The 12,061-nt window shown below is 75.4% G+C and carries 12 protein-coding genes; 6 read left to right on the forward strand and 6 right to left on the reverse strand.

Annotated elements, in window-relative coordinates; genetic code table 11:
* Positions 1-136: 136 nt before the first annotated feature.
* A complete protein-coding gene (locus tag BLU95_RS34760; RefSeq protein ID WP_093863476.1) occupies positions 137-1,096 on the reverse strand; it encodes an alpha/beta hydrolase in 960 nt (319 codons plus the stop codon).
* Between the two features lie 148 nt (positions 1,097-1,244).
* On the opposite strand from BLU95_RS34760, the gene BLU95_RS34770 reads away from it, so the two are divergent.
* Both BLU95_RS34770 and BLU95_RS34775 read left to right on the forward strand, forming a co-directional pair.
* Positions 1,245-2,246: a spermidine synthase gene (locus BLU95_RS34770; protein WP_231978911.1), complete on the forward strand. Its 1,002-nt coding sequence runs from the start codon at positions 1,245-1,247 to the stop codon at positions 2,244-2,246.
* Positions 2,247-2,400: 154 nt separating this feature from the next.
* Complete coding sequence (locus BLU95_RS34775) at positions 2,401-3,258, forward strand: class I SAM-dependent methyltransferase (RefSeq protein WP_093863477.1); 858 nt, start codon at positions 2,401-2,403, stop codon at positions 3,256-3,258.
* Positions 3,259-3,481: 223 nt separating this feature from the next.
* Here BLU95_RS34775 and BLU95_RS34780 read toward each other — a convergent pair whose 3' ends face one another.
* Genes BLU95_RS34780 through BLU95_RS42635 form a run of 3 tightly spaced genes read right to left on the reverse strand, consistent with a single transcriptional unit; the run spans position 3,482 to position 6,993 of the window.
* Entirely contained in the window at positions 3,482-5,341 is a 1,860-nt protein-coding gene (locus BLU95_RS34780) for a hypothetical protein (RefSeq protein ID WP_093863478.1), read from the reverse strand.
* The gene (locus BLU95_RS34785) at positions 5,338-6,033 is read right to left on the reverse strand and encodes a hypothetical protein (protein WP_093863479.1); all 696 of its coding nucleotides are present in this window, start codon (positions 6,031-6,033) and stop codon (positions 5,338-5,340) included. Before BLU95_RS34785 ends, BLU95_RS34780 begins: the two co-directional genes overlap by 4 nt.
* Positions 6,034-6,993 carry a hypothetical protein gene (locus BLU95_RS42635; protein WP_159425117.1) on the reverse strand — a complete coding sequence of 320 codons (960 nt, stop codon included), beginning with the start codon at positions 6,991-6,993 and terminating at the stop codon, positions 6,034-6,036.
* A 434-nt stretch (positions 6,994-7,427) separates the two neighbouring features.
* Between BLU95_RS42635 and BLU95_RS34795 the strand changes: the two genes are divergently transcribed.
* Together BLU95_RS34795 and BLU95_RS34800 are read left to right on the forward strand one after the other, a co-directional pair.
* Positions 7,428-8,102 carry a DedA family protein gene (locus tag BLU95_RS34795; protein ID WP_093865352.1) on the forward strand — a complete coding sequence of 225 codons (675 nt, stop codon included), beginning with the start codon at positions 7,428-7,430 and terminating at the stop codon, positions 8,100-8,102.
* A 224-nt stretch (positions 8,103-8,326) separates the two neighbouring features.
* A complete protein-coding gene (locus BLU95_RS34800; RefSeq protein WP_093863480.1) occupies positions 8,327-9,226 on the forward strand; it encodes a Gfo/Idh/MocA family protein in 900 nt (299 codons plus the stop codon).
* 70 nt (positions 9,227-9,296) lie between these two features.
* On the opposite strand, the gene BLU95_RS34805 is transcribed toward BLU95_RS34800, so the two are convergent.
* Positions 9,297-9,830, reverse strand: a complete 534-nt coding sequence (locus tag BLU95_RS34805) for a DUF2199 domain-containing protein (protein WP_093865353.1) — start codon at positions 9,828-9,830, stop codon at positions 9,297-9,299.
* Positions 9,831-9,891: 61 nt separating this feature from the next.
* On the opposite strand from BLU95_RS34805, the gene BLU95_RS34810 reads away from it, so the two are divergent.
* Both BLU95_RS34810 and BLU95_RS34815 read left to right on the forward strand, forming a co-directional pair.
* Positions 9,892-10,311 carry a helix-turn-helix transcriptional regulator gene (locus tag BLU95_RS34810; protein ID WP_093863481.1) on the forward strand — a complete coding sequence of 140 codons (420 nt, stop codon included), beginning with the start codon at positions 9,892-9,894 and terminating at the stop codon, positions 10,309-10,311.
* Positions 10,312-10,321: 10 nt separating this feature from the next.
* On the forward strand, positions 10,322-10,738 hold the full coding sequence (locus tag BLU95_RS34815; RefSeq protein WP_093865354.1) for a VOC family protein: 417 nt from the start codon (positions 10,322-10,324) through the stop codon (positions 10,736-10,738).
* A gap of 211 nt (positions 10,739-10,949) precedes the next feature.
* Here BLU95_RS34815 and BLU95_RS34820 read toward each other — a convergent pair whose 3' ends face one another.
* Positions 10,950-12,047, reverse strand: a complete 1,098-nt coding sequence (locus BLU95_RS34820) for a hypothetical protein (RefSeq protein WP_159425118.1) — start codon at positions 12,045-12,047, stop codon at positions 10,950-10,952.
* Between the last annotated feature and the right edge of the window lie 14 nt (positions 12,048-12,061).

Below are 12,061 nucleotides of genomic sequence, written 5' to 3' on the forward strand. Positions count from 1 at the left end.
GTAGCCTTGCACGGACTCGCGGGCGCACAGCAGGCGCACGGGGAGCGATCGGGGGGCCGGGGGCGGCGCACCCCCGACCCCCCCCGAAACGGATCTTCGGTCCGGCCCGAACGGATCTTCGGTCCGGTGCGTCGTGTCAGTGCACGGCGAGCGGGAAGTACGCGCCCAGCCAGCGGTCGAGCTCGGTGAACACCTGGGTGCGGGCGGTCTCGCCGGACAGCACCAGGTCGTGCATCCCGCCCTTGATCCGGACGATCGTCACATGGCGGCCCAGGTGCGGCCCGGCGGCCGCGATGTCGTCGGCGCGCAGGACGGCGTCCGCGTGGTGCAGCGCGGCGTGCCAGCGGGTGGTGGCGATCGAGGCGGTGGAGGCCATCAGCAGCACCGGCACGTCGATGCCGAGCCCGCGCCGCACCTCGCGGTGGCCGCGCTGGATCGCGGCCAGCCAGCCGGCGAACAGCGGCACGCCCTCGGCCGGCTTGAGCTTCAGGTCGAAGTCCCACTCGCCGCGGAAGTCCCGGTGCAGGCTGTGCACGTAGTGCGGGTTGAGCGCGGACGGCAGGACCCGGGTGGGCGAGAGGCGGGCGATCGCCTCCAGGGCCGGGGCGCCGAGGGTGCGCACGGCGGGGGAGGCCGGCATGGTCAGGAACGGGCTGTTGAGGAAGAGCCCGTCGACCAGGCCGCGCCCGGCCCGGCGGCCCGCCCACAGCGCGGCGATCAGGCCGCCGGTGGAGTGCCCGTTGACCAGCAGCCGGCCGTGGCCGTCCTGCTCGCGGATGATCCGCACCGCCTGGTCCAGCTCCTCGTCGTAGGCGGTGAGGTCGCGGACGAAGTTCGGCGAGTGGTGCGCGCGCAGCGAGCGGCCGTACTTGCGCAGGTCGATCGCGTAGAAGGAGAAGCCGGCGGCCACGTAGTGGTCGGCGAGGTGGGTCTGGAACCAGTAGTCGTTGTAGCCGTGGATGTAGAGGACGGCCTGGTCCGAGCCGGGGACCAGTCGGCGGACCAGCGTCGCCGTGACCTCGCCCTCCTCGTCCGGGCGCAGCGGCAGCTCGGCCGCCTCGTAGGGGGCACCCAGGATGTCTTCGCGGAACTCCATGGCCACTCGCACCCAATCTCTGGTCGGACTCCGGTCGGAATCGCGGGACGCCGGGACCTCGGCGCCCGGACCCCCTGACGATACCGGCCGGTAGCCTCGGGCGTGACGGCGACTCGGGCCCGCCGCCTATGCTGCGGACATGCCCGAGATGCCCGACCCGACCGCCGCACCGTCCGAGGACTCCCCGGCCGACGAACGACTGCCCGTACTGCGCGAGACCGACCTCGGGCGGGCGAAGCTGCTCCCCGACGTCGACCACGACGGCGGCTGGCTGCTGACCCTGGACGACACCCCGCAGTCCTACGTCGACCTCGGCGACCCGACCCACCTGGAGTTCGAGTACACCCGGCGCCTCGGCCACCTCGTCGACGCGCTCGACGGGGCCGGGAACGGAGCCGAGGACGGGGCCGAGGACGGGGCCGGGAACGGGGCTGAGGACAGGTCGGGCGACGAGCCCGGTGGTGGGCGTGGCGACGGGCCGGGCGGCCCCGGACGCCCGGTGGACGCCCTCCACCTCGGCGGCGGCGCCCTGACCCTGCCCCGCTACCTCGCCTCCACCCGCCCCGGCTCGCGCCAGCGCGTGGTGGAGGTGGACGGTCCGCTGCTCGACCTGGTCGAACAGCACCTCCCGTGGCAGGGGCCCGGCGTCGACATCACCGCCGAGGTCGGCGACGCCCGCGAGGCCCTGGCCGCCCTGGCGCGGACCGCGCCCGGCAGCCTGGACCTCGTCGTCGCGGACGTGTTCCACGGCTCGCGCACCCCCCGCCACCTCACCTCGGTGGAGTTCCTGCGCCTGGCCGCCGCCGTACTGCGGCCCGGCGGCCTCTACGCGGCCAACCTCGCCGACGGCGCCCCGCTCGCCTTCGCCCGCGCCCAGACGGCGACCCTGCGCGCGGTCTTCCCGCAGACCTGCCTGATCGCCGAGCCCCCGGTGCTGCGCGGTCGCCGCTACGGGAACATCCTGCTGGTCGGCTCGGCCGGACCACTGCCCGTCGCGGACCTCGTCCGGCGGCTGGCCGGGGACATCTTCCCGGCCCGGCTGACCGACGGCGCCGACCTCGCGGCCTTCGCCGGCCGCACCGCCCCGGTCACCGACGCCACCGCCACCGACTCCCCGCCCCCGCCGGACGGCGCGTTCAGTGTCGGCTGACCGGCGCGCGGAAGCGCGGCCCGGCGCGCCGGGCGGACGCACCCCGGCTTCACGCCCCCGCGGTGTCAGAATCAGCCGCAGTGTCAGAATCGGCGGGTTGTAGGGGGCACGGTCGTCGGGGGCCGGCCCCACCACCCGAGGGAGCGAGCGAGAGATGAGCGGCGCGGAGCGTCCGGACCTGGCGGCGGTGCCCGAGACGGCACTGTGGACCCTCTGGCAGCGGGCCGTCGAGGCCCGTCGGCCGGACGCGCTGCTGCACGACCCCGAGGCCGTCGCCCTCGTCGACCGGATCGACTTCCCGTTCGCGGAGCGCTTCGGCACCAGCGGATGGCAGTCCCGCCTCCAGGCCCTGCGGGTCGGCTGTTTCGACCGCGAGGTGGCCGACTTCCTGGCCCGCGAACCGCGGGGTACGGTCGTCTGCCTGGGGGAGGGCCTGGAGACCCAGTACTGGCGGGTCGACAACGGCCGCGCGCAGTGGCTCTCCGTCGACCTCCCCGAGGCCGTGGAGCTGCGCGAACGCCTCCTGCCCCCCGGGCCGCGACAGCGCTGCCTGGCCGCCGACGCCACCGACCTCGCCACCTGGGCCGAGGCGGTGGACCAGGACCGCGCCGTCCTGATCACCGCCCAGGGCCTGCTGATGTACCTCGCCCCGCCCCAGGTCCGCGACCTCGTCGCCGGCTGCGCGGAACGCTTCCCCGGCGGCTCGCTCGTCCTGGACGCCGTCCCGCGCTGGTTCGCCCGCCTCACCCGGGAGGGGAAGATGCGCACCCCCGGCTACCAGGCGCCCCCGATGCCGTGGGGGATGGACGCCCGCGAGCGCGACAAGCTCCGCACCGCGAGCCCGGCCGTCACCGCCGTCCGCGACGTCCGCCCCACCGGCGGCAGCGGCCTCGCCGCCGCCCTGCTCCCGTTGGCCCTCACCGTCCCCCCGCTGTCCACCCACCGTCCGACGGTCACCGTCCTGGACTTCGCCGACGGCCCGGCGCGGGACACCGGGGACAGCGGCGCGTAGTTCCGCCGCCGCGACGCGCGCAAGCCCTTCAGGTACTGGTCGGCCTGCTCCGCACCGTTCCTGATCCTCCGGTAGGTCCGCTGCTTCCGGGCGTTCTCGTTCGCCCGCACCTGCCCGGCGAGGTGGTCCTGGAGGTACTTCCGGCAGACGGCGGCCGCCGCCCGGGCGTCGGGGCAGGGCGGCGCGGGGCGGGGCAGGGCGGCGCGGCGCGGGGAAACGCGGTTCAGGGCGTCGGGCTGAGCTCCAGGACGAAGACGCCGGCGGTGGTCGTGGTGGCGTCGAAGGCCCGGCAGGCGATCACCGCGTGATTGACGCCGGTGGCCGCCCGGACCAGGACCAGCCGCAGGCCGTCGGCGTCGGGGGCCGGGCGGAGGTCGGCGTCGGTCCAGACGGCCGTCGCGCTCACCTCGGTGGTGGTGTGCTTCTCGCCGTGCAGACCACCGGTGCGCCGCAGGGGCGGTTCGCCGGTGTCGTCGGTGAGGGTGCCGTCGGCGGCCAGGGTCCACCGGGCACCGGAGAGCCGGTCGGCGACGTCGTCCACGAGCTGCCGGGGCGTGCCGAGCAGGGGTTCGGCGGACACCACCCGGGCGGTGCGGAAGGTGCCGAGCGGGACGGCGGCCGGGTCGGTGGCGGGCAGCTCCCCGGCCGCGGTGTCGGGCGCGGGCAGACCGGTCGGCCTGGCCGGTGCCGCGGGCGGGGACGGCGTCGGGCAGGCGGTGGCGGTGGCGGTGGCCATGGCGGTGCCGGTCGGCTGGCCCGCCGGGTCGGTGGCGGGAGGCGGGGCCGCCGTCCCGACCGGGTCGGCCGGGGGAGCCGGGGCCGGGGCCTTCGTCGCGACCGGATCGGCCGTGCTGCCCCACGGCGCCAGGGCCACGGCCAGGACCAGCGCCGGTACCAGGGCGGCGGTCGCGTAGGGTCCGGGCGACAGCCTGCCGCCGGGACGGCCGTCCGGTGCCCAGAGCCGGGGCCAGACCGGTGCCAGCAGCGGCCACACGGCGAGGACGGCCAGCACGGCCCACCACTCGGGACCGGCGGTGACCTGGTGGTCCGCCAGCGACAGCGCCCGCCCGGCGGCCCGCTCCCAGGGCACGTCCAGCAGCCGGTACGCGACCGTCGCGCCGGCGACGGTCAGCAGCAGGTCGGCGAGGAGCGCCAGGGGCAGCAGCGCCACCAGCAGCAGCTGCGCCGACGGGCTCCCGGCCCGGCGAGCGAACCAGCGGCGGAGCCGCGCGGGCGGGTGGTGAAGCGCGGCCAGCCGGCCGGTGTCGGCCTCCTCCACCGCAGCCAGCACGCGCAGCAGTTCCGCGCCGCCCTGTGCTGCCCCGCCCCGTGCGGCGGCGGCGTGCCGGTCGGCCGCGAGCTCGGCGCTCCACAGCGCGCCGACCGGCAGCAGCAGTACCTCCGGCACCCGCAGCAGCACCAGCACGACCTGGGCGAACATCAGGTGCGCGGACGGTTCTCCCGACACGAGCAGCAGGCCCGCCGGCAGCAGCCCGCACAGGGCGAAGACGTAGGGCCAGCTCCGCAGCAGGGCCACGAACGGGCTGCCGAGCCCGGCGACGTGCTGCTCCCCGTTGCGGTGGTGGCCGAGTTCGTGGAGCAGCAGGGTCTCGGCGGCCGCCCGGTCGCGGCGCCAGAGCACGGTCAGCGGGACGAACACGGCGATCCGGGTGGCGCGCGGTCCGGCGGGGTAGACGCGGGCGGTCAGGTCGGAGCGGGTCGGGCTGACGCGCAGTTCGACGCCGGGCGCCCGGTCGGCGAGGAACCGCTGGATCTCGGCGAAGGGCTCCCCGGGAAGGGGCCGTCGCAGGTCGTGGCGCCACTCGGTGAACCGGCACCGCAGCCGGGGCAGCGGCAGGGCGAGGATCCCGGCGAGCAGGAACGCGGTGGGGGCGAGCTGGGCCACGGACAGTGCCAGCAGCGCGCGGAAGCCGCCGGTGGTGGTGACCTGTTCGGGGTAGGCGCCCAGGCCGAGGAGGTCCTTGGCCTGGGCGGTCCACCAGGTGACGGTCGCCGGTACCTGGGACAGGTAGAGGCCGGCCAGCAGCCACAGCCAGGGCGGCGGCCCGGGCGGACGTCTCACGGGGTGTCCTCGCGGTCCTCGGTCCCGACGCTGCCGGAGCGGTCGTCTGCTCCGGGCTCCGGGGCGGGAGGCGGGTCGGTGGCCCGGGTCCGGCGCCGTCGGCCGAACGGCCGACGGCGGGGACGGACTGCGGGCTCCGGGGGTTCGGCGGCGACCAGCCGGTCGAGGAAGGCCGCCGCGTCGCGCCGGTCGGGACTGTTGAGGAGTCCGGCCAGCAGCTCGCAGGCCAGGCGGTCGGCGTCCGGCGGCGGCACGCCCCGGGACCGGAGCCGGGCGCCGAGCCGGGCGGCGGCGTGCAGGGCCGTTTCGGTCGGCTCCCCGGCCCCGCCGCCGGAGCCGGGATGGGCGCCGGGATCGGGGCCGGGAGGGGCGCCGGTGTCGGACCGGTCGGACCGCCGCCGCAGGCTGACCAGCAGGGCCGTCGCCGAGACCAGGTTCCCGAACTGCGCGCTGCCCAGCACGTCCCCGACCTCGCGCGCCGCGTAGGCCAGCGCGTCGAGCAGCTGCGGCAGGACGGTGACCAGCCCGCCGCCGATGCCGCCCGGGGTGTGACCGGCCCGGCGGTAGAGGTCCCGGCGGGCCCTGCCCCCGGCCGCGTAGGCGAGGGTGATCGACGGGGCGAGGTCCCGCTCGTCCGGGGCCGCGATCACCGCGACCCGCGTCCCCCAGGCGGCCAGCCCGGCCGCGTCCACTCAGCGGCTCCCGCTGAACTCGAAGGTGAACTCGACCAGGCCGTCGTCGGAGGCGCCCTTGGCGGTCAGCGAGGTGCTGGTGGCGGTCAGCTTGCCGGAGAGGCTCGCGCCGACGGCCACCGAGTGCGGCATGCCGCCCGGGAGGGTGCCGAGCTCGGGCCGGCACGGCACGAGCAGGGTGGCCCAGTTGATCAGGTTGAGGGCGGCGGCCTCGCGCACGTGGTTGTCGGTGAGCTGGCCGCGCAGCGTGCCGCTGTCCCAGGACAGCTTCCAGTAGGTCAGCAGGAGCTGTCCCGAGCCGGTCGCGACGGCGACGGACGTGCCCAGGCCCACCGCCCCGGTCTGCCCGGGCGGGCCGACGGAGATAACCAGCGCGAAGGGGTTGCTCTCGCGCTGGCCGCCGGCCTCCCGGGGGCGCTCGACGGAGAGCGTGGTGGCCATCGAGTACGTCTGTGAGCCGGCGGGCCGCCGGGCGCCGTCGAGCGAGCAGTAGTCGTACAGCTGGACCGTGACCCGGGCGGTGCCCCGGTACTGGCCGCCCCAGAGCGAGGACGCGCCCCCGGCGGGCGGGGCGGTGGTGGCGGGCCTGGTGGCCGCGGGGGTGCTCGGCCGGGCGGTGGGTGTGGCGGCGGGCCGGGTGGTGCTCGGTGCGGCCGGGGGTCTGCTGCTGGGGCGGACCGGGCTCGGGGCGGCCGTCGTGGTCGGTACGGGTTCGGCCGGCCCGGTCGGGGAGGGGGCCGGAGGACGGGTCGGGGTCGGCGCCGGGGCCCGGGTGGTCGGGTCGGTCGTCGGGACGGCCGGCGCGGTGTCGGACACCGACGGTCCGGCCGAGGCGGTGTCGAGGGTGTCGGCGACCGGGCTCCCGCCGTCGCCGCCGCACCCGGAGACGAGGGCCAGGGCCAGTGCGGCGGACGTGGCGGTGAGGGCGGCGCGCTTGCGGATGTTGCGGGCACGGATCATCACGGCGTCCCCCAGTGATATCAACTGCCTTGTTGGAAAAGGAGGTTAGACCCGGAAGGGGGCGAGGGAAGCCGGTTCGGACGGCGTTCGGCGAACCGTGACCAATCCGATTCGGTGGCGTGCGCGAGCACGTCAAGCGGGGTCCGGGCTTCGCCCGCCCGCGCGGCCGCCGGTCGCTCCGGCGTACGCCCCGGCGGAGACCCGGTTCCGCGGATCGCCCCGGGCACGGAACCGCCGGGCCGCCCCGCACGTCGTACGCAGGGGTGATCGGCCGAGGGGACGGGCCGCCCGGCACGTTAGGCTGCCCTCTCGGGGAGCGGCCTGGCGCCGCCATTCGGACGACTGTCGAGACCGGCGCGCGAGCCGCGGGGACCTGATCGGGACCTGGGCGGGCCTGCCGCGGGTCTCGTCCTGCCACGGAGGTACTGGCCTTGCTGCACATCGACGCCTGGATCGAAGGCGTACCACCGGGCGCGGTGTACGCCCTCGTTGCGCTGATCATCGGACTGGAGTCGCTGGGCATCCCGCTCCCCGGGGAGATCGCCCTGGTCTCCGCCGCCCTGCTGTCCGCGCGCGGCGTGGTCAGCCCGGTCTGGGTGGCGGTCTGCGCGATCGCCGGCGCGATCATCGGCGACTCGATCGGCTACTCGATCGGCCGCAAGGGCGGCAAGCCGCTGTTCGAGAAGCTCGGCCGCAAGTTCCCCAAGCACTTCGGCCCCAGCCACCTGGCCAGCGCCGAGCGCTCCTTCCAGAAGTGGGGCATGTGGGCCGTCTTCTTCGGCCGCTTCATCGCCCTGCTGCGCATCTTCGCCGGCCCGCTGGCGGGCGCCCTGAAGATGCCGTACTGGAAGTTCCTGATCGCCAACGTGCTCGGCGGCGTGGTCTGGGCCGGCGGTACGACGTGGCTGGTCTACCAGGTCGGCAAGGTCGCCGAGCAGTGGCTGTCGAAGTTCTCCTGGATCGGTCTGCTCCTCGCCGTCGCCGTCGGCGCGTTCTCGGCCTGGTTCATGAAGCGCCGGGCCGCCAAGGCCGCGCACGCCCTCGAGGCCGAGGACGCGGCGAAGACCGTGGACGCGGCGCCGACGGTTTCCGCGCCCGCCGCCGACTGACGGCCTCGCGCGCTCGCCCGCTCGCCGGCGCCCGTCGCCGAGCCGTACGCGCTGTGTGAGCCGTACGAGCCGTACGAGCCGCTGCCCGGAGCTTCTGCTCCGGGCAGCGGCGTCCGTGCCCGCACGGAACCGCAGGCCCGTGGACCGCAGAGCCGTGAACCGCACGGCCGCGGGACCGCACGACCGACACCCCACCAGCACGCGAAGAGAGAAGTAGGAGCACCATGCGGATCGGACTCCTGGGCACCGGCACCTGGGCGGAGCGGGTGCACGCGCCCGCCCTCGCGGAGCACCCCGGCGTCGAGTTCGCGGGCGTCTGGGGCCGTCGCCCCGAGGCGGCCGCCGCGCTCGGCGAGAAGTACGGCGTCCCCGGCCACACCGAGCTCGACCGGCTGCTCGCCGAGGTCGACGCCGTCTCGATCGCCCTCCCGCCGACCGTGCAGGCGGACCTCGCGGTGCGCGCCGCCGAGGCCGGCTGCCACCTGCTGCTCGACAAGCCCGTCGCGCTCACCGTCCCCGACGCCCGCCGGGTGGTCGAGGCGGCCGAGGCGCACCGGGTGGCCTCCGTGGTGTTCTTCACCGTCCGCTTCGGTGGCGAGCAGCTGCCGTGGATCGAGGAGCAGGCCGCCGTCGGCGGCTGGTTCACCGGCCGCTCGGACTGGCTCGGCTCGGTCTTCGTCCCCGACTCCACCAGCGCGTACGCGGCCTCGCAGTGGCGCAAGGACAAGGGCGCGCTCTGGGACGTCGGCCCGCACGCCCTCTCGGTGCTGCTGCCCGTGCTCGGCGACGCGACCGCCGTCACCGCCGTGCCCGGCCCGCTGGACACCGTGCACCTGGTGCTGCGCCACGTCGGCGGTGCCTCCAGCACCCTCACGCTGAGCCTGACCGCGCCGGTCGCCGGTGGCGGCACCGCGATGGAGCTGCGCGGCGAGGCCGGCACCGTCCGGCTGCCGGAGCGCGGGGAGGGCCCGCACGCGGCCTTCCACCGCGCGCTGGACGCGCTCGCGACCGCCGCTCGCACCGGCGAGGCCCACCCCTGCTCGGCCGCGTTCGGCCTGCGCACCGTGGAGATCCTCGCCGCCGCGGAGCGTTCGCTCACGGCGGGCGCCACTGTCGAGGTCTGAGACGACTGGGGGCCGGGGCCGAGGAGCTGCCCCCGGCCCCTCAGCCCCTCGGCGGCTCGGCCCCGGCCGCTCAGCCGCCCAGCAGCTGGTCCGCGAACGCGCGCACCCGCTCCGCCGTGATGCCCTCCCGCTGTTCCACCGCCAGCGGGTGGTCGGTCGGCTCCAGCTCGATCAGCGGGCGCAGGCCGACGGCCCGGGTGAGCACATGCGTCTTGAGCAGCAGCGTGGACCGGGGGTAGACCGGCAGCTCGGTGACCAGCCAGCCGAAGTACGGGGGCTCCTGCTCCCGGGCCAGGTCCTCCCACAGGTCGTGGGCCCGGGCGAAGTTCGGTTCGCTTAGCGACACCCAGACGCCCCACGAGAAGGTCTCGCCGGTGTCCCGCACCGGTATCTCGATCAGACCGTGGACGTAGAACTCCCGGCCCTTGATCACGCACTGGTCGGGGGTGAGCTCGCTGTCCCGGCGCCGGGCGTAACGCGGCTTCCAGCCCGTCGGGGCCGGGGAGCCGTAGGAGAGCGGCGGCCCGTCGTGCTGTTCGGCGCAGCAGGCGCAGGTGTGACCGGCGGCGGCGTCATGGTGGGCGGGGCTGTGCGTGGAGGACATGGCGCAGAGCATAAACGACCTGGTCGGAGCGGTTGTCGCCGCCCTGTGCGAGGGTGGAGGGGTGATCCTGGAGGACCTCGTCCGGCTGCGCCGGGCCCGTGACGCGATGGACCGCGACTACGCGCTGCCGCTGGACGTGCCGGCGCTGGCGCGGGTGGCGCTGATGTCGCCGGGCCACTTCTCGCGCAGCTTCCGGGCCGCCTTCGGGGAGACCCCGTACAGCTATCTCATGACCCGGCGGATCGAGCGGGCCAAGGCGCTGCTGCGGCGTGGGGACCTCTCGGTGACGGAGGTGTGCTTCGCGGTGGGCTGCACCTCGCTGGGGTCGTTCAGTTCGCGCTTCACCGAGCTGGTCGGGGAGAGCCCCAGCGCCTACCGGGCCCGGGACCACGAGGACGGCGCCGCGATCCCGGCCTGCTACGCGAAGCTCTACACCCGACCGGTCAGGAACGGAGAAGCGCGTCGTCCGCCCCGCCCGTAGCGTGAGGCGCATGGACATCAAGCTTTCACAGTGCTTCATCGCCGTCGACGACCACGACAAGGCGCTCGCCTTCTACCGCGACATCCTCGGCCTGGAGGTGCGCAACGACGTCGGGTTCGAGAACATGCGCTGGGTGACGGTCGGCGCGCCCTCGCAGCCCGAGGTGGACATCGTGCTCGAACCGCCGCTGGCGGACCCGAACGCCTCGGAGGCCGACCGGCAGGCCATGGCTGAGCTGCTGGCCAAGGGGCTGCTGCGGGCGGTCATCTTCGCCACCGAGGACTGCGACGCGACCTTCGAGCGGATCCGCGCGGCGGGCGGCGAGGTGCTCCAGGAGCCGATCGACCAGCCGTACGGCGTGCGGGACTGCGCCTTCCGCGACCCGGCCGGGAACATGCTGCGGTTCACCCAGCGGAAGCCGAAGTAGGGCGGTGCCCCGCTGAGGGGCGGAGGCTGCCCGAGGGCACTTTGCAAAGTCCTGGCGCACTTTGCAAAGTGCGCCAGGACTTTGCAAAGTGCCCTCGGCGCCCACCCCCGACGCCCCTCCTCGCCCGACGACCGGCGAACGGGGAGGTGCCTCGGCACCTCGGCGCGCCCGCAGATCAGCCCGCGGATCAGCCCGCGGGTCAGCCCGCGGGTCAGCCCGTGTTGCCGCCCTGCGGTCGGCGGTCGGCGGGGCGGGCCGGGGGGATGACCGGGGCCCGGAAGTCGCGCGGGCCGCTCCACAGTGCCGGGACGGCGTCGCTGCGGCGGGCCAGCTCGTAGGCCAGCGGCTCGTAGTTCACCCGCCACCCCTGGAAGTGCGGCCACGCCTCGTGGGCGGGCCGTTCGTGGGGGAAGCCGGCCGCGGTGATGAGGGCCACGGCGGCGTCGAACTCGGTGTAGCTGAGGCGGATCGCGGTGTCCGGGGCCGGATCCGGGTCGAAGTCGACCCGCATCGAGCGCCCGATGTCGCGCAGCGCGGTGAACCCGGCCCGGAGCACCAGCCGGGCCTCCGGCGGTGCGCTGCGCGGGCTGATCGCCAGGTGGACGGCGGCGGCGTCCATGACGGTGATCAGCCCGACCACCCAGCTGCGGTTGGGCTGCGGGGAGCGGAAGGAGATCAGCACCGGGTAGTTGGAGTGGCTCTCGCCGAGGTCGGCGGCGAGGCGCTCCCAGTCCCGGTAGAGCTGGGGGAGGGCGGTCTCGGTGTCCACCAGGGACTGCCGGGCGAGCAGTTCCGGGCCCCAGGCGGGCTCGCCGGCCCGGGACTGGAGCAGGGTCACCTCCAGTTCGCGCCGGTTGTAGGCGGCGTAGAGGGTGGGCAGGTACGCGATCTGCAGGGCGATCACCAGCGGGCCGCTGGAGGCGGCGATGAAGTCGATCACGGAGAGGTGGAGCCGGTCGCCGCTGGCGAAGCCGAGGGTGAAGAGGCTGGAGCCGGCCTCGCGGAAGGACACCGACCAGTCCAGCCCCGAGGTGCCGTGCAGTATCAGCGTGTAGGAGATCAGCATTCCGCCGAGCCAGACGGCGAGCATGCCGGTCAGCATCAGCGGGGCCAGCCAGGTCTGGGCCCGGTCCTGCGCGCGGTAGGTGCCGAACGGCGCGGCGGCGAGTCGCAGCGCGGTGCGCAGGGCGCGCCAGAGACCGTGCACCAGGGAGCTGTACAGGCCGCGCGGGACGACGAGCGTGCGCAGGATGCTGCCGATGGTGAGCAGCAGGAGCAGCACGCCGGCGACGGTGTGGATCAACCTCATGGCGCTCATTGTGA

This window comes from Streptomyces sp. TLI_053, from assembly GCF_900105395.1.
Classification (GTDB): domain Bacteria; phylum Actinomycetota; class Actinomycetes; order Streptomycetales; family Streptomycetaceae; genus Kitasatospora.

What these genes read in the sequence shown, in the direction of transcription:
- BLU95_RS34760 (WP_093863476.1), bottom strand. Translation starts at nt 1,096, where the DNA reads ATGGAGTTCCGCGAAGACATCCTGGGTGCCCCCTACGAGGCGGCCGAG.
- BLU95_RS34770 (WP_231978911.1), top strand. Translation starts at nt 1,245, where the DNA reads ATGCCCGACCCGACCGCCGCACCGTCCGAGGACTCCCCGGCCGACGAA.
- BLU95_RS34775 (WP_093863477.1), top strand. Translation starts at nt 2,401, where the DNA reads ATGAGCGGCGCGGAGCGTCCGGACCTGGCGGCGGTGCCCGAGACGGCA.
- BLU95_RS42635 (WP_159425117.1), bottom strand. Translation starts at nt 6,993, where the DNA reads ATGATCCGTGCCCGCAACATCCGCAAGCGCGCCGCCCTCACCGCCACG.
- BLU95_RS34800 (WP_093863480.1), top strand. Translation starts at nt 8,327, where the DNA reads ATGCGGATCGGACTCCTGGGCACCGGCACCTGGGCGGAGCGGGTGCAC.
- BLU95_RS34805 (WP_093865353.1), bottom strand. Translation starts at nt 9,830, where the DNA reads ATGTCCTCCACGCACAGCCCCGCCCACCATGACGCCGCCGCCGGTCAC.
- BLU95_RS34815 (WP_093865354.1), top strand. Translation starts at nt 10,322, where the DNA reads ATGGACATCAAGCTTTCACAGTGCTTCATCGCCGTCGACGACCACGAC.
- BLU95_RS34820 (WP_159425118.1), bottom strand. Translation starts at nt 12,047, where the DNA reads ATGAGGTTGATCCACACCGTCGCCGGCGTGCTGCTCCTGCTGCTCACC.